The following is a 24,786-nucleotide window of genomic DNA, read 5'->3' on the forward strand; positions in this document are numbered from 1 at the left end:
CAGTGCCAGCGCGACGGAAATTCCTCCTCGCAACCCGCCCCAGGTCAAAACACCCAGAGCACGCCCCCGCTCTCCCGGTTGCAGATGCACCGGCATGGTGGACAGGAACACACTCGCCCCCCGCACCAGAACCGAAAGCGGAATCACCACCAGCATCGTCAGGAACGGCGCCAGATGGGGTTTGATTTCCAGAAGCTCGAACCCGATCAGCAGAAAGAGCAGCGCATTCAGGATTTCATCGATCAGATTCCAGAACACCACCATTTCCTCGCGGGATTTTGGCGTGATGGACCGGTAACCCGCCTTGCCCGCAAGGCTCATCCCGGCCACCACAACCGCGATCGGGCCGGACATGTGCAGTCCGTTTGCAAGGCTGTACGTTCCTGTCGCAAGTGCCAGCGATCCCAGCAGATCAATCTGCGTGTCATCCACACCACGCAGCAGAAGCAGGGTCAGCCAGCCGGTGAACGCACCCAGCAGCCCGCCCCCCACAGCTTCGACCAGAAACCGCAGCACGAAATCCCCGATCGAAACAGAAGCGGTTTCTCCTGTCGCCAGCCCGATCATGGTGCCGAAGATGACGACGCCCACGCCATCATTGAAAAGGCTCTCACCCGCAAACGTCGCCTGAAGGGCGGGAGGCAGTCCAAGCCGCCGCAACATGCCCACGACCGAAACCGGATCGGTGGGCGCGAGCATCGCTCCGAGCAGCACGCACCAGCTAAAGGGCACCGCGAGCCCGAAGACGGGAAAAATGAGCCAGGCCGGAACCGCCAGCAGTCCCACCGCCAGTGAGGTCCCCAGGATCGCCAGCGCCGCAACTGATTTCCCCCGCGACACCAGCAGCCCCAGATCGACCTGCATCGCCCCGGCAAACAGCAGAAAGGACAGCGCCCCGTCCAGCAGCGTCCGGGGCAGGTTGATCGTTCCCAGCAGCGTCTGGGGCACCTGCTGAAGATCATAACCCGGAAAAAGCGGATTCAGGATCATGACGATCAGGGAAATCACCATCGAGATCAGCAGGACCCCGATGGTCAGCGGGAGTTTCAGAGTACGGTAATTGACAATGCCGAGCAGCGTCGCGACGGCCAGCAACAGAGCAAACAGCCCCAGAGAGTTCATTTCCGCATTTCCCTCCCCGGTTCAGTCTCCGACATCCACTTACGCCCGGACGAACCGCCAGCCAGAAGCTCCAGCCTGCTTAACTGCGAACAGTCACATGAAGTTTCTTCTGAAAACCATCATGCCCCATTCCCTGGCATAAGACCCTCAACACAAAGCGGCCCCCTGGGTGTTCAGCATGACGCGGTACAGACTCCCCGCCGCACACATATAAAGCTCATTGCGCTTGAGTCCCCCGAACGTCAGGTTCGACACGCCATGCGGCAGACGGATGCGCCCCAGAAGCTTCCCCTTCGGGCTGTAGCAGAACACGCCGCACAGCCCGTACGGTCCTGACGCGCCGCACCACAGATTGCCGAACACGTCCGCCTTCATGCCATCCGGTACGAGCTGATGCCCTTCCAGCGTCATGTCACAGAACACGCGTCCGTTCTGCGGGCGGCCGTTTACCATATCGAACGCCCGGATCTTGCGGTCACCACCCGGACCGGCCAGACCGGGATCAGGCGCGGTGGAAATAACGTAAAGTGTCTTCAGATCCGGCGAGAGGCACAGCCCGTTCGGACCCGGCACCTGCTCCTCGCTCAACACAGCTTCAAGCCTGCTGCCCTGTGCATCAATGCGGAACGTATGGTCAGCCTGACGTTTTGCACTGCCGAACTGCGTCGTGGCTTCAGTACCGATGTTCCAGCGCAGCCTGCCTTCCCGGTTGGCACGGCCTCCCGGTGCGTCCGGATGACCTTCTGCCAGACAGTCCCCATAGGCGGGATCGGTGAACAGAATACTCCCATCCGCCGGATTGACGATGATGTCGTTCGGCGAGTTCAGACCCTCCCCCTCAAACTTATCCGCCAGCACGGTGCAGGTCCCGTCCTGTTCCCAGCGGATGACCCGGCGCAGACCATGCTCGCAGGTCAGGATACGCCCCTGCAGATCCACGGTATTCCCGTTGCTGTTGAAGCTTTCCTTCCGGTAGGTCGTCATCAGGTTTTCATCCGGCAGGAAGCGGTATTGCGTACTGCGCACCGTATCGGACAGGAGCAGAAAGCGCCCCTCACTGATCCAGGCCGGCCCCTCCAGCCAGCCCCCACCCGTCCACAGACGTTCGATATTGCCATTCTTGAAAACCAGATCGCCGAAAGACGGATCAAGTGAGAGGATGTCCGGGTCCGGAACAAACGCCGGAGGCGCATGAGGGCCGAAATCGCGGACAGGCTGCGTCATGACATCAGCCGGATAGGGGTCACGCGTTGCAGCCCGTGCCATCGTTCCGGTCAGGAAAACAGCAGCGGCCCCACGAAGAACAGAACGGCGATCGGTTAATAACACGTCGGAACTTCCTTTTTGAAAATGACAAGCGGCTTCAGGGCGCCTTGCCGATATCCCGACCCGGTTTGAGATCAGGCAGGCGGCTCGCCAGAAAACCGGTCACTGCCGCTTCCTCCGCCGTCAGACCATAGCCTTCATGATCCAGAACATCCTGTGCCCGGCTCTTGAAAGCCTCGCGCAGACTTCCATCCAGATACCCGTCCAGCACGCAGGGATTGATGTAGCTGCGTTTGCAGACTGCCGGCGTATTGCCAAGCTTGGCCGCCACGGATTTGACGGCAGCAACAAGCTGTTTTTTCGCCCTGGCCTTTGTATCGTACTGGCTGAACGCACAGAGCGTGACGGCGGCAAGCTGCGTTGCAGCCCAGGTCCGGAAATCCTTGGCCGTGATGTCCGCGCCCGTGATCTCCTGAAGATAGGCATTTACGTCCTGTGAATGGATGTCATGGCGGATGCCATCCGCATCGACATACTGAAACAGGCGCTGCCCCGGCAGGTCCTCAAGGCAGGAAACGATACGGGCCAGACGGGGATCATCCAGTTCCAGATGCTGCTCGATCCCGTGTTTGGCCCGAAAATCAAGCGTCAGATGCCTGCCATGCACGGTCGCATGTTTGTGCCGCAGGGTTGTCAGCCCATAGCTGCGGTTCTCTTTCGCGTAGCGATCATTGCCGATGCGGGCCATCGTGCGCTCCATGAGGCGGACGACTGCCGCCAGAACACGTTCCCGCTCCAGCCCGCGCCGACGCAGATCGTGATCCACACGCTCACGCAGAAGCGGCAGTTTCTCGCTGAAAACCAGCATATGTCCGAACTTGCCTTCGTCCCGCACACCCTGCCACAGTGGGTGGTAACGATATTGCAGACGCCCGCGTGCGTCCTCGCCGACGGCCTGAAGATGCCCCCGCGGATCAGGGCAGATCCAGACATTCCGATAGGCCGGGGGAATGGCCAGACGGCGGAGGCGGGCAATGGCATCCGGATCGACGATATGACTGCCATCAGGGCCATAGAACGCAAACCCGCGCCCGGAACGACGGCGCGTGATCCCGGGCATCGACCGGTCCACATAATGCAGTCCCGCCTTGCGCGCCTGCTTCTTCGCATCCGCTTCCCTGCTGTCCGCAGCACCCATTCCGCCAGCCCCATGTCTGTTACGGACATAAAGCGTCACAGAACAGGATCGGTTTCCCGGTCATGACAGGCCGAGGCGTACACAACCCGCTTACGCTTCCTTACGGTTCCTGACATGACAGCTATGCGAACGGGACGCATTCTTTCCGGCGGGGGAACAGAAGGAACCGGACGCCGTGAGAAAGACCAGCGCAATTGCGATTTTCATCCTGCTTTCGGCCTGTGCCTCACGTTCCCCGGCCGACATGGCAGCCACCACAAATGATGACGATTCCGGTTACACTGTCCGGGATCATCAGCGGGGTGGCATGGGCGGCAACAGCAATATCTGGGGCGAAGTCCTCCGCACCGCGTTACAGACCGGCATGAGCTTTGCCCATCACTGAGCGGCCCACTGAGCGTCAGTAAACCAGACGCCACTCTGCCGGTTCGGCGTCCGCCAGTGCGTACCATTCCCGCATCAGCGGATGATCGAGCATCGTCCGCACCCAGGTTTTCACAACCGGATCGACATCCAGTTCGAAAATATGAATCCGGATGGCGATCGGCGCGTACATGCAGTCCGCCACCGTCATCCGATCCCCGAACAGGAACGGTGTCAGTTGGCCCGAGCGCATCAGCGCGCCTTTAAGCGTGCGGCTCAGCAGCGCCACATCGGCAGCCAGTTCCTCGCTGATTTCCAGCAGGGAGGCCGGAACGCGCTCCACGTCCATGGAACAGTTCTGGCGGATGGGACGGAAACCGGCATGCATCTGCGCGCTGATGCTGCGGGCATGGGCCCGCACGATCCGATCTTCCGGCCAGAGCAAGGGTGCGATTTCCGCGCAGTATTCGCAGATGGCCAGACTTTCCCAGACATCCGCACCATCATGTTGCAGATACGGCACCATCCGGTTGGGCGAGCGCGCGTGGATTTCGGTCGTCCTGCCACCGCCCTTGAGTGGGATGACCTCTTCCGTCACGTCCAGCCCGGCCAGACGCACCGCCAGCCAGCCCCGCAGGGACCAGGACGAATACCGGCGCGATCCCAGCAGCAATACACCCGCCATCAGGCGTCCCCCGCAGTAATGAAGCCACCACCCAGCACGCGGCTTCCATCATACAGCACACAGGCCTGACCCGGAGCAGGCATCGCGGCCTCGTTCAGTTCCACCAGCGCGCCACCATTCTCCAGCGGCTTTACGAGCGCCTCGCGCAGCTTTTCCCGCGCCCGGATCTGCACGCCACAGCGCACGCCCTCAGCGGGGGCGTCGATCAGCCAGTTCATGTCCCGCAGGCGCACGGTCCGGCGGCTGTCAGCTTCCGAAAGCTGCACGCGCGGCCCGACCACGATGCGCCGCTTCGGCACATCAATGCGCGTCACCATCTGGCGCTCGCCCGTTGCGGTGTGGATGTCGCCCAGACGCTTGCTCTGCCCAACCGTATAGCGCGCCACGCCCTCGTGACGACCAAGCACGCGGCCGTCTTCGTCCACGATCTCGCCCTCACCCCGCACTTCCGGACGCAGCTTCTCGACCAGTTCGGCATAGGAGCCGGTGGGGACGAAGCAGATGTCCTGACTGTCCGGCTTGGCAGCAATGGACAGCCCCAACTCTTCGGCCAATGCCCGGACATGCGCCTTGTCCGGCATCTCACCCAGCGGAAAGCGCAGATAGTTGAGTTGGTCTTTGGTCGTGGCGAACAGGAACCAGGTCTGGTCCCGCTCGGCATCGACGGGGCGGTGCATTTCCGCCCCTTCCGGCCCTTCGACACGGCGGACGTAATGCCCGGTCGCCATGGCTTCGCAGCCCAGATCCCGCGCCATGCCCAGAAGGTCCGTGAACTTCACACCCTGATTGCAGGCCACGCAGGGCACAGGCGTTTCGCCACGCGCATAGGCATCCGCAAAGCTCTCGACCACACTGTCACGGAAGCGGCTTTCCGCATCAATGACGTAGTGCGGAAAGCCCAGACGGTCCGCCACGGCGCGCGCATCCATGATGTCACGCCCCGCACAGCATGCGCCCGGCTTGGCGGCCTGTCCGTGGTCATAAAGCTGAAGGGTCGCGCCAATCACCTCGTGGCCCTGCCGTTTGAGCAGCGCGGCCACTACGGAACTGTCCACGCCTCCCGACATGGCAACGAGGATCCGCATGGTGTTCAGCCCGCCTTCGGAAGGCGAACGGTCAGGCCATCCAGCGCGTCCGTCATGACGATCTGGCAGCCCAGACGGGACGTCTTTTCCAGACCGAACGCCAGATCGAGCATGTCTTCCTCGTCATCCGTCGGGGAGCTCAGCTTGGCAGCCCATTCCGGATCGACCACCACATGGCACGTCGCGCAGGCCAGCGACCCTTCGCAGGCGCCTTCCAGGTCGATATCGTGCTTGTGGGCGATTTCCAGAACCGACAGTCCGACAGGCGCGTCCACGTCACGACGGGTTCCATCACGCTCGATAAAGGTCATCTTGGGCATAGTTCGTCCGCTTTTTCCGGTTTCAGTTGGGTTGGCACGCCCGGGCGGCTGCGATCAGAAGAGAGGCCGCACGGTCAATATCGGCCTTGCAGGTAAAGCGTCCGACCGACAGGCGCAAGCATTGCGACGCCTTCTGCGCAGAAAGTCCCATCGCCGTCAGGACATAGGACGGCGCAATTTCCGCCGCCGTGCAGGCCGAACCCGTCGAGGCCGCGATATCCGGACAGGCGTCAAGGACATCCAGCGCCCGACATCCGTCCGGAAGACAGACATTCAATGCCCCCGCCAGACGCGGTGCCCCGGCTCCGTTCAGCGCAATTCCCGGCAGGCCTTCGCGAAGCTGCGCCCAAAGATCATCCCGCAGGAAAACCAGCCGTGCGGCCTCATCCCCCATGATCCCAGCCGCCAGATCCGCAGCTACCCCGAACCCAACGACTAGAGGTGTCGGCAGCGTTCCGGACCGAAACCCCCGCTCCTGCCCGCCCCCGGAAAACAGCGGCTCCAGCCGGACACGCGGACGGCGACGGACATAAAGCGCCCCGATCCCTTTCGGCCCGTACATCTTGTGCGCGGACACAGACGCCAGATCGACATTCCGAAGCGACACCGGCATTTTCCCGGCCATCTGCGCCAGATCGACATGCATCAGCGCCCCGGCCTCCTTCACGAGAGCCGCAAGCTGCGGAATATCCTGCACCACACCGGTCTCGTTATTCGCCGCCATGATGCTGACCAGCAGCGTCGGCACCTTCAGTGCCTCCCGCAGAGCCTCGGGATCAAGCCGCCCGTCACCATCCACGCCCAGCACAACCGCCTCAAAGCCCTCATCGGCCAGACTGCGCACCGATTCCAGAACGCATTTATGCTCCGTCGCGACCGTGATGACCCTCCGTCGCGGATCGCCCAGCCGCGCCAGATGTCGCACCGCCCCTTTGATGGCGAGGTTATTGGCTTCCGTCGCGCCCGACGTGAACACGATCTCCCGCGCCTCCACGCCCAGAAGGCGCGCCACACTCTCCCGCGCCCGCTCCACGGCTTCCGCCGCTTTCCGCCCGGGCCCATGCGGACTGTGCGGATTGCCGAAATCATCCCCGAACCAGGGGAGCATGGCCTTCACAACGGCCGGATCACATGGCGTCGTCGAGAAATAATCGAGATAGATCATGCCCGTGCTTCCCGCATCCCCGGTCATTTCCGCAAACGCCGTGCCATTGCTTCATAAGCCTCGCAGAACGCCTCGACCTGCGCCTTCTGTACATTCCACGGCAGCGAAACCCGGATGGCCTGCGAAGCCCCCTCCGTCTCCCCCATCGCCCGCAACACATGCGAGGACGACACTTTCCCCGACGAACAGGCCGACCCCGCGGACACGCAGAACCCCGCCAGATCCAGCGTCATGAGCTGAACCTGCGCGCCCACCCCGTCCAGAATCAGGCAGCTCGTATTCGGCAACCGCGCGACGTTTTCGCCCGCAACCCGTGCACCCACAGTTTTCGCCACGGCTTCGACCCGGTCCCGAAGACGCTGAACCGGCGCCCAGTCCTGCGCACGGGCCGCATCGAACGCCGCCGCCATTCCCAGAATGGCCGGCAGGGCCTGCGTCCCGCCCCTGCGCCCCCGCTCCTGACCGCCACCAGCCACCAGCGCGTCCATGGGCTCGTCTTCCGCCAGCAACAAAGCCCCAGCGCCTTTCGGGCCACCCATCTTGTGCCCGGAGACCGCAACACTGCATCCATCCAGCGCAAACGGCACCCGTCCCGCACTCTGCACGGCATCGACATGCAGATGCGCACCCGAGTCGCGACAGACCGCCATCACATCCTCCAGGGGTGAAAACACCCCCGTCTCGTTATTGGCGGACATCACGCAGACCAGCGCCGGACCACCGTCCTGCAACCGCTGCCGGAGGTGTTCCACATCCACGATCCCGTCCCCGTTCACAGGCAGGATTTCAGCATCCGGCGCGGCCTTGAGAATGGCATCATGTTCCGTAGCCCCAACAAAAATCCGGCGCCCCCGGCCAAAGGCATGAACCGCCATTGCATCCGCCTCTGTCGCCCCGGACGTAAACACGCAAGCGCCGGAAATCCGCCCGAAACCGGCCGCCATGCGACTGCGGGCCTCTTCAAGGAAGCGGCGCGCCTCGCGTCCCTGCGCATGCACTGAAGAGGGATTTCCCGACAGCATCATTCCCTCCACCGCCGCATCTCTTGCGCAGGGGCGCAGGGGCTCGGTCGCATTGGCATCAAGATAGGTCGTCCCGGAGGCGGTCATAGGCGCTGTCATCATGTTTTCCAGATTGGACAAACTGGCGGAAATCGCAACGCCGTGTCGATTTTGGTGGAAATCGGGTTTTGCGAATCGATATACACTGCGTCACCGGACGGCAGAGTTCCAATCCTGCCCGACACAGTGCGAGAGTATTCATGCCTGAAGTGATGTTCGCCGGCCCCGACGGCCGGCTTGAGGGTCGTTACCACCACTCCAGCGAACCCAACGCTCCGCTTGCCCTGGTGCTGCATCCCCATCCGCTCCACGGCGGCACCATGAACAACCGTATCACCTACACGATGTATCGCAGCTTCGAGAAGATGGGCTTCTCGGTCATGCGCTACAATTCGCGTGGCGTGGGCCGGTCCCAGGGCCGTTATGATGGTGGTATCGGCGAGATTTCCGATGCGGCAGCCGCCCTCGACTGGATGCAGATGGTCAATCCGAACTCCACCGAACTGTGGATCTCGGGCTATTCCTTCGGCGCCTTCGTGGGCATGCAGCTCCTGATGCGCCGCCCCGAAATCAGCGGCTGGATCAGCGTGGCCCCACCGGCCAACGACTATGATTTCGGCTTTCTGGCGCCCTGTCCCTGCGGTGGCCTGATGATTGCCGGCGGCAAGGACGAACTGGCTCCCGAGCCGGGCATCCGCAAGCTGGTGGACAAGCTGAACACCCAGAAGAACGTGACCGTCGACTATCGCATTTTCGAAGACGCCGACCACATCTTCGCCAAACAGGCCGACCGGGTCGCCGAAGCCCTCGAAGACCACGTGAACACGATGCGTGGCCGCAAGGCGCTGGCACTGGCTGCCGACTGATCCGGCACCTCCGCCCCGTCAGACACTTCAAAAATGGCTCTCCCCTCCGGAGAGCCTTTTTTGATTCGGGGTGCACAATCCCTTGCTCCGTCCAGACAAATATGTAACCGGATATTTCATGCAAGACCGAAACATTCTGCACCCCGCCGCCCCTGCGTCCCTGCCCGTCGAGGTCTCGCACCTCACCAAGAGCTTCGGCAGTTTCAAGGCGCTGGACGACGTGTCCTTCTCCATTGCACAGGGCGAGACCGTCGCCCTTCTGGGACGCAACGGCGCAGGCAAATCCACGCTGATCGGATGCCTCATGGGCTTTCTGCTCGCGGATGGCGGCAGCATCGACATTTTCGGACACAGCATTGCCTCCCTGCCGCGCGAAATCCGCGCCCGGACAGGGTTCGTGCCCCAGACGATGACCGGTTTCGGCAGTTTCCGCGTTGCCCAGCTCATGGACTACATCGCCGCGTTTTACGGCGAACTTCCCCCTGTCGATCCAGCCCTGATCGCCTGGGCCGATCTCGATCCGAAAAAGCAGGTGCGCTCCCTGTCCGGCGGACAGAAGCAGCGTCTGGCCATCGTGCTCGCCATGCGTCACAGCCCCGAGTTTCTGGTTCTGGACGAACCCGTCGCGAGTCTGGATCCCCATGCCCGGCGCGACTTCATGAACCTGCTCGATACCTATACGCAGCGGACCGGCGCCAGCATCCTGATCTCGTCGCATATCCTGTCCGATCTCGAACGCCTGTGCTCGCGCCTGCTCTTCGTCCGGCAGGGACATGTCGTGCTCGATGTCCCGACCGAGACCTTCCGCGCCACCACCCGCTGGCTCGAACACCCCACGCCCGACCGGCTCCTCGCGGCCTTGCCCGGCGATATCCAGATCCTCGGTCAACGCCCCGATGCGTTGCTGGTGCATGGCTGGACCGGAGACCTGATCCTTCCCGAGGGCACCCTGACGGTCATCCCGGATTTTGAAGACGCCTTTCTGGAAATCACGGCCCCCCGCACGACACCGGCACATGCTGAAACCCCGGATACCGCGGCATGAATGGATTCCTGCCCTCGGGCACTCTGGAACGCAGTGACATGATCCGCGCGCTGCGGCTGTACGGAACGCGCGTTTTTCTCGTCGGCAATCCGATGATCTTCACGGCCGGAATTTTCATCGTTCTTGCCGGTATGACAGCGCATGAACTCCACACGGCCCTCCTGACCCAGAGTCTGGAGAAAGCACTCAAACACACCAATGTCTTCAACGCGGCCATTGCCGCGACCTTCGTGCAGAACTGCCTGCAAACGCATTCCGGCAACCAGATCGGCGCCTCGCAGGCCCCCGCCATCCCCGGCCTGCTTCACGCCGAGGCCCGCGCGGCGGCCCTGATGTCCATGGTAGCCATCATAGCCCTTTCCGGCCTGCTCGCCTGGAGCGGCCTGCCGCTGCATGACACGCTCTTCTACACCCTCCTCAACACGGTTCCGGCGGTTGTGCAGTGGTATGCCCCACCACAGCACACGTCACGCCGTCTCAAGGGCATCACAACGATCATTGGTGTCAGCCTCCTGCTCGGTCTGGTGCTCCTGACCTTCACAACCGATTTTCCGCTCTGGGCCCTCACACGCCCGGCCATCCTGACCATCCCGGCCGATCTCGCCATGATGGGACTGCTGACGGCCGCCATCATGACGTTGCCCAACCGCCTGCACTCTCCGGCCATGCTGGCGCCCACGGATGGTGTCACGGCTTCCGCCCCGGATTTTCCGGTGCCTGAAAGCGCACCGCGCATCGCACCGCAGGATCTCAGCTTCTATCAACTCCGGCAGATGCTCCTCGCACCCGCCTCCCCGACCAGCCAGCGCAACGACCTGCTGATCAGCCTGATCATGCCCGCCAGCATCATCCTGATCATGGGCAGCCTGCCGCTCGGACATGGCAGTTTCGGCACCCGTATCGCACATCTGACACCCGGCATGACGATCCTGATCGCCCTTCAGGACGGCTGGATCAGCAACCGCAAGCACTGGCCCCTGCTCCTGACGACGGGCCGCTTCGGCAGCCGCCTCAATTTCGTCCGCTCGGTATTCGCAGCCAAGGCCAGCAGGATTTTCATGACGGCCCCGCTCCGCACCCTGAGCCTCATGCTGCCAGTCACGCTCTTCAAACCGCTTGCCCCCACACATGCCCTGCTGGACGGCGCAGAACTTCTGGTGGCAATGGTCGGCGTGACATTCTGCTGCCCGCTGCCTTTCCTTGTCATGAAGCAGCCTCCGCAGGCCATTATCGTTGCAGCAAGCATCGCCCCCGCCTTCCTGCTACAGATCTGCAACCCGTTTATTCTGGGTGTGCGTATCTTCGGGCCGATCGCACTGGCCCTCGCAGCCCTTGGAGCGCTCTGCTTTTTCGCCGTCCCCTCCCGAATGGCCCGAACCGACTGGCCTTACGAGACGGAATGAGCCTGTACCCCGATGCGGAAACCGGGGGGCGGAGTTTCCGCTCCCGTGCCGGTCATGCTAGGGTCCGGGTCCCTTCTTTCCAGCAGTAGCGTAGCAAGACCGACCCATGCCAAAGAGTCCGTTCCTCCTCGAAGCCCAGGCCCGCGGCCTGATCTTCCAGTGCACCGACCTCGACGCCCTCGACGAGGCCATGCTGGCCGGACCGATCACCGCCTATGTGGGTTTCGATCCGACAGCGGACTCCCTGCATGTCGGCAATGCGCTCTCCATCATGGCGCTGCGCCTGCTCCAGAAGCACGGCCATCGCCCGATCGCTCTCATGGGCGGCGGCACGGCCAAGATCGGCGACCCGTCTTTCCGCGACGAAGCCCGCTCCCTCATCACGGACGAGACGATCGCACACAACATCGCCGGGATCGAAAAGTCCCTGCGCCAGTTCATCACCTTCAGCGATGAAGACCCGTCCAGCGGCGCTGTCCTCGCCAACAACGCGGACTGGCTGGACAAGCTGTCCTACATCAACCTGCTGCAGGATGTGGGCGCCCATTTCTCCATCAGCCGCATGCTCTCCTTTGACAGCGTGAAGCAGCGCCTTGATCGTGAGCAGGGCCTGACCTTCCTGGAGTTCAACTACTCCATCCTCCAGTCCTACGATTTCCGCGAACTGAACCGCCGCTACGGCGCAGTCCTCCAGATGGGCGGCTCGGACCAGTGGGGCAACATCGTTTCCGGCATCGACCTGGCCCGCCGCACCGACGGCAAGCAGATCTTCGGCCTGACCACGCCGCTCGTCACCACATCATCGGGTGCGAAGATGGGCAAGTCCGCCAACGGCGCCACCTGGGTCCGGGCGGAGCGTCTGCCGACCTTCGAATACTGGCAGTTCTGGCGCAATACCGAAGACGCCGATGTCGGCCGCTTCCTCAAGCTCTTCACGGACCTGCCCGTCGAGGAATGCGAGCGTCTGGGCGCGCTTCAGGGCGCGGACATCAACGAAGCCAAGAAGATCCTCGCAACCGAGGCAACCGCCATCTGCCACGGCCGCGCTGCTGCCGGGGAAGCCGCCGAGACCGCACGCCGCGTCTTTGAACAGGGCTCCGCTCAGGCCGCCCTGCCGGAAATCGACCTGCCTGCCAATCTGATCGCCGAAGGCCTGCCCGCTTTCCGCGTCTTTCAGGAAGCTGGCCTCGCGGCCAGTGGGGGCGAGGCACGACGCCTCATCCGTGGCGGCGGCGGCCGCGTCAATGATGTGGTGATCTCGGACGAGAACCAGACCTTTACCCTCGACGACCTGCGCGAGGGCGTCCTGAAGGTCTCGTCCGGCAAGAAGAAGCACGTCCTGCTCCGTCCGGTCTGAGACCCGGCATGACCGATGTCATCCGCCGCTACTGACACGAGGCTCTGTTCTTCCCGGCAGAAACAGGCATCCTCAACGCGGGATGCCCCAGCGGAGAGGCGGCACGGATGATAATAGAGCAGAAAAACCGGCGCGGCCTGCTGCCTAACGGCACGGGAATGACGCCTCCGGCCTTCCGAGCGGACAGCACGGCAAGACCGGGGCGCTCCGGCCCGGTCTTGCCCCCGCACGACCCAGCCGTCACCCTCCCCTGATGGCCGCAGATTCTCTCTCCCGCCATCTGGCAGACCGCAAGACACCCTGGCCGCATTTCAACCAGTATCTCGTGGCCTATCTGGGCTACCTGCTGTTCTATCCGGTGCCCTGGCTGCTGGGATACCACAAGCCGACGCTGGATGGCGTGCTCTTCTCAGCCGCGGCAATGTGCGTCTTCCTGCTGGTCTATTTCGCCCCTTACCGGAAAGACCGTTATTACGGTTACGGCGAGATCATCCTTACCGATCTGATCGGCTATGCCTGCGCCTGGACGCATGGAGACTGGGAAGTCTACTGCATCTTCGCAGCAGGAATGTGCGCCCGGCTTCCGGAAAAGCGACAGTCCATCACGATGGTCATCCTGCTTCAGGTCGCACTGATCATTTCCGGCCATTTCCGCCACAAAACCACACTGGAAGTCATACCCAGCGCCTTTTTCAGCATCATCACCTATATGGGAATCTGGGTGCAGTGGCAGCTCGGGATCCGTAATTTCGAACTGAGGGAAGCCCAGAACGAAATCCGTACCCTCGCCACCACCGCAGAGCGCGAACGGATCGCACGCGACCTGCATGATCTGCTGGGCCATTCCCTGACGGTCATTTCCGTCAAGGCCGAACTGTCAGACCGCCTGTTCCCGGCCGACCCTTCCCGCGCCCGGCAGGAAGTCCGTGAAATCAGCCAGATTGCCCGCACCTCCCTGCGCGAGGTGCGCGACGCTGTTTCGGGCATGAACGGCGCATCTCTCCAGCGCGAACTGGAACGCGCACGCCGCGCGCTTCAGACTGCGGGGATCGCGCTTGAAATCCAGGGGGCCGAAAACCTCGACACACATTCGGACGAGAGTGTGCTGGCCCTGGCCCTGCGCGAGGCCGTCACGAACGTGATCCGCCATTCCGACGCCCGGAACTGTACCCTGACATTCCTGTACGACACAGCCGGAGAGGTCCGTTCCTTTACACTGGAAGATGACGGCCCCCTTCATGCGCCCTCCGTACCCCCTCTCATGGAGGGCAACGGGCTGCGGGGCATGCGCGCGAGGCTTGCCGCCTCCGGCGGCTCCCTGACAGTATCCTCCCTTCCCACCAGCTTCCGGCTGACTGCCATGACTGCATCATGATCCGCCTCATCCTTGCCGAAGACCAGACCATGCTCCTCGATGCCTTCGAGGCCCTGCTGCGACTCGAAGACGACATCCGGATCGTCGGCAGGGCGACCGATGGCCGGGAGGCGCTGGCCCTGATCCGCGAACACCGCCCCGACGTCGTCCTGACCGACATCGAAATGCCGCACATCACCGGCATCGAACTGGCGGAAAAGATCCTTCAGGAAGGTCTGCGCAGCCGCGTCATGATCGTGACGACCTTTGGCCGCTCCGGTTATCTGCGCCGCGCCCTTCAGGCCGGCGTACGCGGCTACATGCTCAAGGACGCGCCCATCACGCAGCTTGCCGCCGCCATTCGCAAGGTCGCAGCGGGCGGACGCGCCATCGCGCCCGATCTGGCCGAAGCCGTCTGGGACGCCCTGCCCGACCCGCTGTCCGAACGCGAGCGTGCCATGCTCCGCCTCGCCGAAGCCGGACGCACCAACCGCGAAATCGCCGAGGAACTCTCCCTCTCCTCGGGCACGGTCCGCAACTATTTCTCGGAAATCGTGCAGAAACTGGACGCCCGGAACCGCATCGAGGCCGGCCGGATCGCCCGGGCAAACGGGTGGCTGTAACCGAGGGCGGAAAGAGCAGTCCCGCAGACGGAGACCCTCCCGAAAATCTGTCTGGCCGTGCTAGGATGACCTGCAACTACTGGCGGAAGACGTTTGCATGCAGCTTCTCGCGCTCATCGGAGCAGCGTTTCTTGTCTACTGGGTACTGACCCATCTGGGACTTGTGTTCGGGCTCATCTTTGCGTTTGCCAAGTTCATCGTCCTTGGACTGGGAGCCCTGCTTATCCTCGGATTCATTATGCAGATGATCTCCGGAAAGAAGGGAGCAGAAAGCACCGGCTCCAGCCAGAAGACAGCCGACGATCCACCTGCCGACCGAACGTGGTTCGAAGTCCTCGGTGTCAGTGAGTTTGCATCACCCGACGAGATCAAGCAGGCCTATCGAGACCTGATCCGGCAGTACCATCCGGACAAAGTCGGCGCGATGGGCGAGAAAATCCGCGAACTGGCCATGCGGGAGACGCAGATCATCAACGCCGCGTTTCAGGAAGCACGCGCCAGCCGCGGCTTCTGACAGAGGCGTTTTGTATACTCTGATGTCTGACGGGTTTACACTTGCCCGGACATCATCAGGAGTGCCCCATGTCCCAGACGCCCTCGCCCCATGAGATGATCCGCGTCAGAGGGGCGCGGGAACACAATCTGGAAAACGTGGATGTAGACCTGCCGCGTGACCGGCTCGTCGTCGTCACGGGCGTTTCGGGTTCCGGTAAATCCTCGCTGGCCTTCGGGACGATCTATGCCGAGGCGCAAAGACGCTATCTGGACTCCGTCTCCCCCTATGCCAGACGCCTGTTCGACCAGATGCCGGTTCCGGTCGTGGCCTCCATTGACGGACTACCACCCGCCGTCGCCCTTCAGCAGCAGCGCGGCGGAAGCAGTAGCCGATCCAGCGTCGGCAGCCTGACGACACTCTCAAACCTGCTGCGGATGCTCTACTCCCGCGCAGGCACCTATCCGCCCGGCCTGTCACGACTGGAAGCGGAATCCTTTTCACCCAACACCCCCATGGGCGCCTGCCCGAAATGTCACGGGCTCGGGCGCATCTATGATGTCACGGAACAGACCCTCGTTCCCAATGACAGCCTGAGCATCCGCGACCGCGCCGTCGCGGCCTGGCCCACGGCGTGGCAGGGACAGAACCTGCGGGACATTCTCATCACCCGCGGCGTGGACGTGGACTGTCCCTGGCGTAATCTGCCGAAAAAGACCCGGGACTGGATCCTCTACACTGAGGAAACACCAACCGAGCCCGTCTATCCGGGCCGCACCCACGCACAGGTCGTGGACGCCATAAAACGCGGCATCCCGGCTGATTACAACGGCACGTTCAGCGGCGCGCGGCGCTATGTTCTGCACACCTTCACGCAGTCGCAGAGCGAGAAAATGCGCAAGCGGGCGGCGTCCTTTATGGTCTCCGCCCCCTGCCCGGTCTGCCACGGACAGCGCCTGAACCCTGATGCCCTGCGCGTGACATTCGACGGGCTGAACATCGCCGATTTTTCAAACCGCACCCTCGAAGACATCGCCGCCTCGCTCCGCACATCCGCCCAAACCCTTGCGGCCGGAAAGGACGCCACGGCGGTAGCAGCGCGTGGCATGGTAGATGCCATGATCGAGCGCATCGACGTCCTGCTGGATCTGGGGCTGGGCTATCTCCAGCTCGACCGAAGCGTGCAGACCCTTTCGCCCGGCGAATACCAGCGTCTGCGACTTGGAACCCAGATCCGCTCTAACCTGTTCGGCGTGGTCTATGTGCTGGACGAACCCAGCTCCGGCCTGCATCCCGCCGACACGCAGGCGCTTCTGCGGGCGCTGGACGGTCTGCGCGACGCGGGCAACTCGCTGATTGTGGTCGAGCATAATCCGGACGTGATCCGCCGCGCGGAATGGCTGGTGGATGTCGGCCCGGATGCCGGCGAACGGGGCGGCCGCGTCCTCTATAGCGGCCTGCCCGACGGCCTGCGGGACGTAAAGGACTCCCGCACCCGCCCCTATCTGTTCGGCACGGTCCAGCCCCGCACGACACCGGTCCGCAAACCGACCGGCACGCTGGAACTGACCGATATCTGCTGGAACAATCTGGACCATCTAGCCCTGACGCTCCCGCTCGGGGTGCTAGTTTCGGTCACGGGCGTGTCAGGCTCCGGAAAATCCAGCCTCGTCGGGCAGGCCCTCGTCTCCATCATGGCCCGCGCTCTGGGCCAGAAAGTGGACATCGACCCCGACGACGACAGCACAGACGAGGCCCCGGCCCCCGAACATCGCGAGCCCAAGGGGAATGTTGCGGGCGGAACCGGCCCGATCAAACGCATGGTCATGATCGACCAGAAACCGATCGGAAGGACCCCACGCTCCAATCCCGCCACGTATACCGGCCTGTTCGACACGATCCGCCGCCTGTTTGCCGAAACGCCGGACGCGAAGAAACGCCGTTTCGATGCCGGCTGGTTTTCCTTCAACGTCGCCAAAGGGCGGTGCCCACGCTGTGTGGGCGTGGGGACAGTCGATGTGGAGCTTCTGTTCCTGCCGACCGTACAGACGCCCTGCCCCGTCTGCCACGGCAGCCGCTACAAACCAGAAGTTCTGGAAGTTCTGTGGAACGGGCACAGCATCGCGGATGTGTTGGGCCTGAGCATTGACGATGCCTGTGATGTCTTCGCGGATGTGCCCGCTCTGGCACGCGGCTTCGACACCCTGCGACGCGGAGGACTTGGCTATCTCCGGCTTGGACAGCCCGCCACCGAACTGTCAGGCGGCGAGGCGCAGCGGATCAAGCTTGCGACCGAACTTCAGAAACAGCGCAGCGGACATGTGCTCTATGTTCTGGACGAACCCACAACCGGCCTGCATCCCGCCGATGTGGACCGGCTGATGCTTCAGCTTCAGGCGCTGGTCGATCAGGGCAATACGGTCGTTCTGGCCGAGCACGACATGCGCGTGGCAGCGGCCAGTGACTGGATCATCGATCTCGGCCCCGGTGCAGGGCGCAAGGGGGGCCGGATCGTGGCCTCCGGAACACCGGAGACCGTCGCGGCTTCGGAACACAGCGTCACCGCCCCGTTCCTCCGCCGCTACGTTCATCCCGGCACTCAGGACGCGGGGTGAAACAGCAGACTCAGCGAGCGTACACCCTGGGCCCCATGCACGAGAACACCCTCGATATCCGCCGTCGCTGACGGACCGCTCTGGAACACGGCATAGTTCGCCTGCCGCCATTCCGGGCGCTGATAGGCGTTGTGCAGGTTATAGACGATCTGTGCCGGGTCCAGCAGGACAATCAGATGCTGGGGCAGAAAGCCGGTCGTGTTCACGAGAAGCTGCTTTTCCGTAAAACACAGCGACCCCGTCTCCGCCACACCGAATGCCGGGCGCAGCACGGCATACTCGACCGGCGCAATGTCCGTGGGCTTTGTCTGAGGGGTGATTTTCATATCCCCCTCGAATTCCGGCACGCAGGAGAGCACCGGACCCGGCTTGACGATGGCCTGCCGGACAGGCGCCATCGGATCCGCCGCATCGGGAGTTAAAATCTTGCCCCCCATGCGTTCCAGGGATTTCTGGAACATTTCCCTCAGATCGGACGGTGCAGCCTGATCGAACAGGGGCACGATCGGGCGCGGACGATCACCCTGAATATGATTGTTCCGGATTGCTCCCAGAATGGCTTCGCGCGAACCACTCATGACTTCTTCCCTTCGACCTGCTGTTTCCGGTTCCTGCGATACCATTCATTGAACGTCTGCTTGGGCGTCTCGGGAATGTCGCGCTTGCGACCCCAGGTATTGAGCTTGTTGTACAGCATGAAATGCGGAAGATGCCGCAGCGCGCTGCGTCCCAGCGGCAGACTGGCCCGATAGACTACCGGCGATGCCAGAACCTCACCCGCAGCCTTCATCATGACCTTCTTGACCGGTGAGATTTCCCCTTCGCCTGCCAGCGTCTTGCGCCAGTCGGCAATCTGTTCGTGAATATTGATCTTCACCGGACAGACATTGGTGCAGCTGCCATTCATCGTCGAAGAGTAAGGCAGGTTGCGATATTTATGGACGTTGAACGTCGGATCGATAATCAGCCCGATCGGACCGGCATAGGTCGCCCCGTAACTCAGGCCGCCGCTGCGCCGGAAAACCGGACAGGTGTTCATGCACGCGCCGCAGCGGATGCACTTCAGCCCCGGCCAGAATTTTTCCATTCCCAGCCGTTTGGAGCGTCCATTGTCCACGAGCACGACATGCATCTCGCTCCCCTTCCGCGGACCGCGGAAATGCGACGTATACTGCGTAATCGGGGAGCCCAGCGCACTGCGTGACAGCAGCCGGATAAACACCGGCAGTTCGGCCAGACCGGGAATCAGTTTTTCGATGCCGATGGATGCGATATGCAGGGGCGGCGTATTGGCGGAAAGATCCGCATTGCCTTCATTGGTGCAGACAACGAACGTTCCTGTCTCCGCAACCACGAAGTTGCCACCCGTCATACCCGCCTGCGCCGACAGGATCAGCGGACGCGTGGCCTCACGCTGACATTCCGTCAGGTAATGAGCATCCGCATTGTCCGGATCAGACCCGATCGTCTTCGCAAAAACACCCGCCACATCGGTCCGCAGCTTGTGAACGGCAGGCACGACGACATGGCTCGGCGCTTCATCGTCAAGCTGCTGGATCCGTTCGCCAAGGTCCGTCTCGATGACCTCGACGTTGTTCTGGGCCATGAATTCACGGAAGCCACATTCCTCCGTCAGCATCGACTTGCTCTTGATCAGCCGTTCCACGCCCTTGCTGCGCAGAATGTCCAGGACGATGGCGTTATGCTCGGCTCCGTCCTTCGCCCAATGGACCTTGATCCCGTTGGCCGTCGCGTTTTTCTCAAACAGTTCGAGATAGTAATCGAGTTTGGAAAGGGTGTGCTCCTTGATGCCCGAGGCAAGGTTTCTCAGCTCTTCCCATTCCTCGATTCCATGCATTTCCTTGTCGCGCTTCTGGCGCAGGTCCCACAGACGCGCATCATGCATGGCCTCGTGTTCGGTCGCCGCCATGAAACGGTTTGCCGCTTCGGCCTGATCGACCGGCCGGTTCCCATGGATCTTCGCACCACGGGGCTGGGGTTCCGAAATCCGCGATTTCAGCGGTCGGGAAGATGCTGCCCCGTGATCCAGCTGATCGGCATGGGGATCGGTCAGTTCTTCATGCAGTTCGGCGGTCATGCGCGTGCTCCATTCAGGATCTGGGCGATATGGATGTATTTGAGATTGGCTCCCATCCGGCGGGCACAGCCTTCCTGATGCATCATGCAGGAACTGTCGGAAGACGTGACATATTCCGCGCCCGACTTCAGCTGATCCGTAACCTTGTCCTGGCCCATCTTGGCCGAGACACCTTCCTCGAACACCGAGAACGTTCCTCCGAACCCGCAGCATTCATCAGGCCGTGTCAGATCGGCGAATTCGATACCCTTGACCATCTTCAGCAGGGCCTTCGGCTTGGAAAACGGCTCTTCACGGCGCTCGGTCATGCTGGCGATCCGCAGGTTCCGCAGCGTGTTGCAGTTGTTATGAAGCGCAACACGATGCGGAAACTCGGCCCAGGGAAAGGCATCGACTTTCAGGACGTCATGCAGAAACTCGACCAGTTCATAAGTCCGGCTGCGAACGTGTTTGACTGCATCACTCTGCTCGATGGCCGTCATGTTGTTGCGGACCTGATTCGTGCAGCTTCCGGACGGCGTGACAATATAATCATATTTCTCGAAATTACGGACGAACAGCTCTTCCGTCTTGGCCGCTTCACGCTCGCAGCCCGTATTGGTCATGGGCTGGCCACAGCATGTCTGATCAACGGGATATTCAACAGACAGTCCAAAGCGCTCCAGCAATTCCAGAGTCGCAATTCCTGTCTCGGGGTGAAACATGTCCACGTAACATGGGACGAACAGACCGACCTTCATGGGGAATACCTTTGTCTTCAATCATCTCGTACGACGACACTCTCGTAAAAATAGCGCAGAAACAAAAGACAAGTTTACGGGAGAATCGAAGTCATAATAAGGAGAGTATTTTAGTCCTGATAATAATACCAAAAATCGATAGTGAATTAAGAGATTTTTTCCCTGAACTCTGAAATGAAATTATTCCAAGAACTAAAGTATATATTTTGGTTATTAATAAAAATCTGAATAAACAGGAATTACATTCTCAAAAAATTCTCCAGTTCCGACATTTTTGATGCAGATATTCTACGAAAACATTTTCAGGATCAGCATGACATATTTCTTTCCATTAACGAAAAATTATAACGTGCCTGACAGTGTCACAGCACCCCATGCTCGCTGAGAGATGCCCATCCGTGCTTAGTGTGAACAATGCCTCCGTCCTCTCCGGGCTCCAGGTTCTTTCCCAGGCCACTACGACGCTGAACAAGACCGAAATGGCGGTCTCGACGGGCAAAACCATATCCACCGCTTCAGACAACCCGGCAATCTACTCAATCGCCAACACCATGCAGGCCCAGTCTTCTGCGCTGGCAGGCATCTCGCAGGGATTGAATGTTCTCGGGCAGGTCGTTCAGACCGCCAGCGCACAGGGCACACTCATCAACAATGTCCTGACGTCCATCGCAGCAAATATCAGCGAAGGGCAGAATACCGGCATCGACAGCAGCACCGTCAACACCCGGATTTCCATGGCGCTGAACGAGATTGACTCGATGGCCTCATCCGCCACATTCAATGGCGTCAATCTTCTGGCGGGCAGTCTTGGGGAGGGTGTAGCCTCCAGCACCGCGTCGACCTCTCTGGATATCTATGGCGATTCTCTCAAGATTTCCGGCAACAATGCCACCTCGGCAGGGCTTGGCCTCTCGGGGCTCAACGTCGATCAGGCCGGGGTTACGCTGCCCTTCAATCCGGAGTCCCTGGTCATCACAGGGCCTGCCACCACCACCCTGACACTGCACAACATCGCGCAGGCCACAGAAACGGGAACAGCCCAGAACCCGGCCATCCAGTACCAGTTCGTTGCGGAAGAGACCAATACCGGAACCAGTAATCCCGGCAGTTCCACGCTGGCCACCATCAACGCCGCCATCGGGACGGACTCAGACCTGAAATGGGATCCCGGTACCGGCGATCTGACATCTGGCACCAATACCATCATCACGTCCCAGTACACTGATCCGAACGGTGTAAAACTTTATACGCTGAACTCCGGCAAGGCCCTTCAGGTCTCGCAGGGCAGCAATGGCAATCCTGTCTATACCCTGAGTTCGACATTCGATGCGCTGGGCAATCCCACCACCCAGTCCATCATTACGCCTGTGCCTGTTAATGCCACCGGCTCGGGAAAAATGGACGACAAGGTCATTTCCGATACGTTCATGGCCGCCATTTCTGGGCAGGGTTTTCATGTCGAACGCAACAGTACTGACGGCGCGCTGACCATTAGCGGCGGGAATATCTACGCTCCGGCCTCGTCATCAAGCCCGAATGTTTCCGCCCTGACGAACGCCATCAATACCACGCCGCTTTCAGGTTCGATCGTTCCGGTTGCGACCGATACCAAAAGCGTTCTGAGAGGCCAGACCAACGAGGACGGCAGTCTGGTTTACGACAGCGACGGAAACCTCGAGACCACCTCTGTCCCACAGAGTTTTGTCTCAACCTACGGGCAGCAGGTCAGCCTGACGACGGCCCAGGCAAGTCTTGCCGATCCCGTGGCAACCCGGATGGACTTCAACACGAACGGTGCCTCTGCCGGACTGGATGGCTACCAGCTTATCCTGAACCAGACGACCACTGACGGAACGCTCTCCAGTTCGAAAACAATCGCCCGTAGCGTCGAGGCTCTGAGCAACAGCACGTCTGACATAACGGTCGATCCCACCAGCGGGTATATCGCGCCCTCAACGATCGTTTCGCAAAATGATGGAAGAACCGTCTTTCAGATCTCCGCGACTGCCTCCGGTAACCCGATGTATGTCAGTCTCGAGAAAGACGGAACGACCGGAAACCTGACCTATGCCGTTTCAACGTCCTCCGCATTCCCGCAGGGCGCGACAGAAAATATCGTGGCCGTGAACGTCACACCCGACATGACCTCGCAGACCACGTATCAGAACAGCCTGTTCACGCCGATCGTTGACGCGCTGAAGTCACTGGACATCACGACGGACCGCAGCAGCATCGGCACCGATACGATCTCCATCGTCGCCAGTGGTTCCAAAATCGCCGGTTCCATTCCCTCCGGCACGATCACTGCGGATGACGGAACACCGGTCTGGGGCGCGCCCGGAGCGCCTTATGTCGTCCCCAATTCCAAACATCCGTATGACAGCAACCTGTATACCTACCTTCCCGTCTATGGCTCTGTTCCACCGGATTCCTTTCTGCTCACAGCAAACAGCCGGAATTTTTCCGGCAGTACGATCTCCGGTCAGAAGACCAGCGGATACGACGTCGCGATCGGAGCCGTAACGGCCGCCATTTCAAAAATGACCTCCATCAATGCGTCACTGGGAAGCAGCGCGAACCTCATTTCGCAACTGACAAAGAATACCGCCGCCCAGCAGGACGCCATCACAACAGGCATATCCGCCCTGACGGATGCCGATCTGGCGAAGGAAAGCGTTCTGCTTCTCTCGGCTCAGACCAAACAGCAGCTCGCCATACAGTCCCTTTCCATCATGGGCGGCCAGTCATCCATGATCCTCAAACTTTTCCAAGGCTGAGAGACTTCCGGACAGCGGCCTTTTCCATAAGCGCCACGACATGTTTGAGGATATGGCGTTCGTCATAGGCCTCAAGCGCGAGCTGCCGTCCGGCATCGCCCATCTTGTTTGCCGCGGCCGTATCCTGCGTCAGAAAACGCAGAGCCTGCGCAAGAGGCGCGGAAAGGCCTGGCGGGACGAGAAAACCCGTTTCCCCGTTCACCACCTGCTCTCTCGGTCCCCGGACATCCGTCGCCACCACAGGCAAGCCCGTCAGCATCGCTTCGATGACCGACATCGGCAGCCCCTCAAAATGACTGGGCAGCACAAACACATCCGCCGCCCTCAGAAGCTCCGGCACATCTTCACGATAGCCAAGCATCCGCAGGCGCGGCCCCAGACGCTCCCGCGCACGTCCGAACGCTGCCGTCAGATCCGCACCATGATCCGAAGGCAGGCGCTCCCCGACCACCCAGAGCTCCGCGCCCGGAACATCTTCCATAGCCCGCAGCAGTTCAGGATGGCCCTTGTGCCGCACCAGACGCGAGACCACGATGACCACCGGACGGTCCTCGGGCACGCCAAGGTCCCGGCGCAGACGCACCCGTGTCGCGGGATCGGGATGATAACGAGCCGGTTCACGACCGTTACCAATGGCAATCGGATTGCGGTTCAGATGCAGCCGCTTCGCATCCCGCGCTTCCTCGCGGGAGACCGTCATGTACAGATCCGTTATCCGCCCGGCCGCCCATTCCAGAAGCAGTGAGAGCATCCGGCGGCGCCAGGATCCCGGCTGGTTGAACAGGAAGCCGTGGCAGGTATAGGCTACAATTTTCACCCCGCAGAGCCGGGCAGCAAAGCGCGCCAGAATGCCGCTGATGGGCATATGACCATGCACCAGATCGGGCTTTTCCCGCCGGATCAGCTGCACCAGCGCCACGAACGCCCGATACTGTGCCCGTGGCGACAGCGAGCGCGCCATCGGAACACCATGGACGATAAAACCCTCAGCCCGCACGGGCTCCAGATGGGAACCCTCCGCGCAGGCTCCCTGAACCTCGTGTCCGGCCTCGCGCAATTCGCGCATCAGGGGCAGGAGAAACTGCCTGAGCGCGAAGTCCACGTTGGTGATTTCAAGTATCTTCACGACAGCGCCTTCGGCACGAAACAG

At 61.4% G+C, this 24,786-nt stretch carries 22 protein-coding genes; 10 read left to right on the top strand and 12 right to left on the bottom strand.

Annotated elements, in window-relative coordinates; translation table 11 throughout:
* The 3 genes from ABF859_RS07160 to ABF859_RS07170 all read right to left on the bottom strand — a co-directional run.
* A partial coding sequence (locus tag ABF859_RS07160) for a cation:proton antiporter (RefSeq protein ID WP_415527096.1) occupies nucleotides 1-1,122 on the bottom strand: 1,122 nt, incomplete at its 3' end.
* 147 nt (nucleotides 1,123-1,269) lie between these two features.
* A complete protein-coding gene (locus ABF859_RS07165) occupies nucleotides 1,270-2,388 on the bottom strand; it encodes an SMP-30/gluconolactonase/LRE family protein (RefSeq protein ID WP_415527275.1) in 1,119 nt (372 codons plus the stop codon).
* 97 nt (nucleotides 2,389-2,485) lie between these two features.
* Nucleotides 2,486-3,625 carry a DNA topoisomerase IB gene (locus ABF859_RS07170; protein ID WP_415527097.1) on the bottom strand — a complete coding sequence of 380 codons (1,140 nt, stop codon included), beginning with the start codon at nucleotides 3,623-3,625 and terminating at the stop codon, nucleotides 2,486-2,488.
* A 136-nt stretch (nucleotides 3,626-3,761) separates the two neighbouring features.
* Here ABF859_RS07170 and ABF859_RS07175 point away from each other — a divergent pair, with 136 nt between their 5' ends.
* Complete coding sequence (locus tag ABF859_RS07175) at nucleotides 3,762-3,971, top strand: hypothetical protein (protein WP_415527098.1); 210 nt, start codon at nucleotides 3,762-3,764, stop codon at nucleotides 3,969-3,971.
* A 15-nt stretch (nucleotides 3,972-3,986) separates the two neighbouring features.
* Here ABF859_RS07175 and ABF859_RS07180 read toward each other — a convergent pair whose 3' ends face one another.
* From ABF859_RS07180 to ABF859_RS07200, 5 genes are read right to left on the bottom strand one after another with little or no spacing between them, the layout of a single operon-like run.
* Nucleotides 3,987-4,634, bottom strand: a complete 648-nt coding sequence (locus ABF859_RS07180) for a glutathione S-transferase family protein (RefSeq protein WP_415527099.1) — start codon at nucleotides 4,632-4,634, stop codon at nucleotides 3,987-3,989.
* Entirely contained in the window at nucleotides 4,634-5,719 is a 1,086-nt protein-coding gene (mnmA, locus tag ABF859_RS07185) for a tRNA 2-thiouridine(34) synthase MnmA (protein ID WP_415527100.1), read from the bottom strand. The genes ABF859_RS07180 and mnmA overlap by 1 nt, the downstream gene beginning before the upstream one ends.
* A gap of 5 nt (nucleotides 5,720-5,724) precedes the next feature.
* Nucleotides 5,725-6,039: a ferredoxin family 2Fe-2S iron-sulfur cluster binding protein gene (locus tag ABF859_RS07190; protein WP_415527101.1), complete on the bottom strand. Its 315-nt coding sequence runs from the start codon at nucleotides 6,037-6,039 to the stop codon at nucleotides 5,725-5,727.
* 22 nt (nucleotides 6,040-6,061) lie between these two features.
* A complete protein-coding gene (locus ABF859_RS07195) occupies nucleotides 6,062-7,204 on the bottom strand; it encodes a cysteine desulfurase family protein (RefSeq protein WP_415527102.1) in 1,143 nt (380 codons plus the stop codon).
* Between the two features lie 23 nt (nucleotides 7,205-7,227).
* Complete coding sequence (locus ABF859_RS07200; RefSeq protein WP_415527276.1) at nucleotides 7,228-8,325, bottom strand: cysteine desulfurase family protein; 1,098 nt, start codon at nucleotides 8,323-8,325, stop codon at nucleotides 7,228-7,230.
* Between the two features lie 140 nt (nucleotides 8,326-8,465).
* Here ABF859_RS07200 and ABF859_RS07205 point away from each other — a divergent pair, with 140 nt between their 5' ends.
* From ABF859_RS07205 to ABF859_RS07240, 8 genes are all read left to right on the top strand, one after another.
* On the top strand, nucleotides 8,466-9,131 hold the full coding sequence (locus ABF859_RS07205; RefSeq protein WP_062511341.1) for an alpha/beta hydrolase: 666 nt from the start codon (nucleotides 8,466-8,468) through the stop codon (nucleotides 9,129-9,131).
* A gap of 118 nt (nucleotides 9,132-9,249) precedes the next feature.
* Nucleotides 9,250-10,176 (top strand): ABC transporter ATP-binding protein, encoded by a 927-nt coding sequence (locus ABF859_RS07210; RefSeq protein WP_415527103.1) that lies wholly within the window; start codon nucleotides 9,250-9,252, stop codon nucleotides 10,174-10,176.
* A complete protein-coding gene (locus tag ABF859_RS07215; RefSeq protein WP_415527104.1) occupies nucleotides 10,173-11,579 on the top strand; it encodes an ABC transporter permease in 1,407 nt (468 codons plus the stop codon). Before ABF859_RS07210 ends, ABF859_RS07215 begins: the two co-directional genes overlap by 4 nt.
* A gap of 106 nt (nucleotides 11,580-11,685) precedes the next feature.
* Entirely contained in the window at nucleotides 11,686-12,936 is a 1,251-nt protein-coding gene (gene tyrS / locus ABF859_RS07220) for a tyrosine--tRNA ligase (protein ID WP_415527105.1), read from the top strand.
* 253 nt (nucleotides 12,937-13,189) lie between these two features.
* Entirely contained in the window at nucleotides 13,190-14,311 is a 1,122-nt protein-coding gene (locus tag ABF859_RS07225) for a sensor histidine kinase (protein ID WP_415527106.1), read from the top strand.
* Nucleotides 14,308-14,913, top strand: coding sequence for a response regulator transcription factor (locus tag ABF859_RS07230; RefSeq protein ID WP_415527107.1), 606 nt, complete (start codon nucleotides 14,308-14,310; stop codon nucleotides 14,911-14,913). The genes ABF859_RS07225 and ABF859_RS07230 overlap by 4 nt, the downstream gene beginning before the upstream one ends.
* A 97-nt stretch (nucleotides 14,914-15,010) precedes the next feature.
* On the top strand, nucleotides 15,011-15,427 hold the full coding sequence (locus ABF859_RS07235; protein ID WP_415527108.1) for a J domain-containing protein: 417 nt from the start codon (nucleotides 15,011-15,013) through the stop codon (nucleotides 15,425-15,427).
* A 68-nt stretch (nucleotides 15,428-15,495) separates the two neighbouring features.
* Nucleotides 15,496-18,021 carry an excinuclease ABC subunit A gene (locus tag ABF859_RS07240; protein ID WP_415527109.1) on the top strand — a complete coding sequence of 842 codons (2,526 nt, stop codon included), beginning with the start codon at nucleotides 15,496-15,498 and terminating at the stop codon, nucleotides 18,019-18,021.
* Here ABF859_RS07240 and ABF859_RS07245 read toward each other — a convergent pair.
* The 3 genes from ABF859_RS07245 to ABF859_RS07255 are packed head-to-tail and all read right to left on the bottom strand — an operon-like array spanning nucleotide 18,006 to nucleotide 20,859.
* Nucleotides 18,006-18,599 (bottom strand): LutC/YkgG family protein, encoded by a 594-nt coding sequence (locus ABF859_RS07245; RefSeq protein WP_415527110.1) that lies wholly within the window; start codon nucleotides 18,597-18,599, stop codon nucleotides 18,006-18,008. The genes ABF859_RS07240 and ABF859_RS07245 overlap by 16 nt on opposite strands.
* Nucleotides 18,596-20,119, bottom strand: a complete 1,524-nt coding sequence (locus tag ABF859_RS07250; protein ID WP_415527111.1) for a lactate utilization protein B — start codon at nucleotides 20,117-20,119, stop codon at nucleotides 18,596-18,598. Before ABF859_RS07250 ends, ABF859_RS07245 begins: the two co-directional genes overlap by 4 nt.
* Nucleotides 20,116-20,859: a (Fe-S)-binding protein gene (locus ABF859_RS07255; protein ID WP_011252898.1), complete on the bottom strand. Its 744-nt coding sequence runs from the start codon at nucleotides 20,857-20,859 to the stop codon at nucleotides 20,116-20,118. The genes ABF859_RS07250 and ABF859_RS07255 overlap by 4 nt, the downstream gene beginning before the upstream one ends.
* Before the next feature lie 398 nt (nucleotides 20,860-21,257).
* On the opposite strand from ABF859_RS07255, the gene ABF859_RS07260 reads away from it, so the two are divergent.
* The gene (locus tag ABF859_RS07260) at nucleotides 21,258-23,636 is read left to right on the top strand and encodes a flagellin (RefSeq protein ID WP_415527112.1); all 2,379 of its coding nucleotides are present in this window, start codon (nucleotides 21,258-21,260) and stop codon (nucleotides 23,634-23,636) included.
* Here ABF859_RS07260 and ABF859_RS07265 read toward each other — a convergent pair.
* The gene (locus tag ABF859_RS07265) at nucleotides 23,617-24,762 is read right to left on the bottom strand and encodes a glycosyltransferase family 4 protein (RefSeq protein ID WP_415527113.1); all 1,146 of its coding nucleotides are present in this window, start codon (nucleotides 24,760-24,762) and stop codon (nucleotides 23,617-23,619) included. The genes ABF859_RS07260 and ABF859_RS07265 overlap by 20 nt on opposite strands.
* Between the last annotated feature and the right edge of the window lie 24 nt (nucleotides 24,763-24,786).

The sequence above is a fragment of the Gluconobacter sp. genome, from assembly GCF_047722525.1.
Lineage (GTDB): Bacteria > Pseudomonadota > Alphaproteobacteria > Acetobacterales > Acetobacteraceae > Gluconobacter.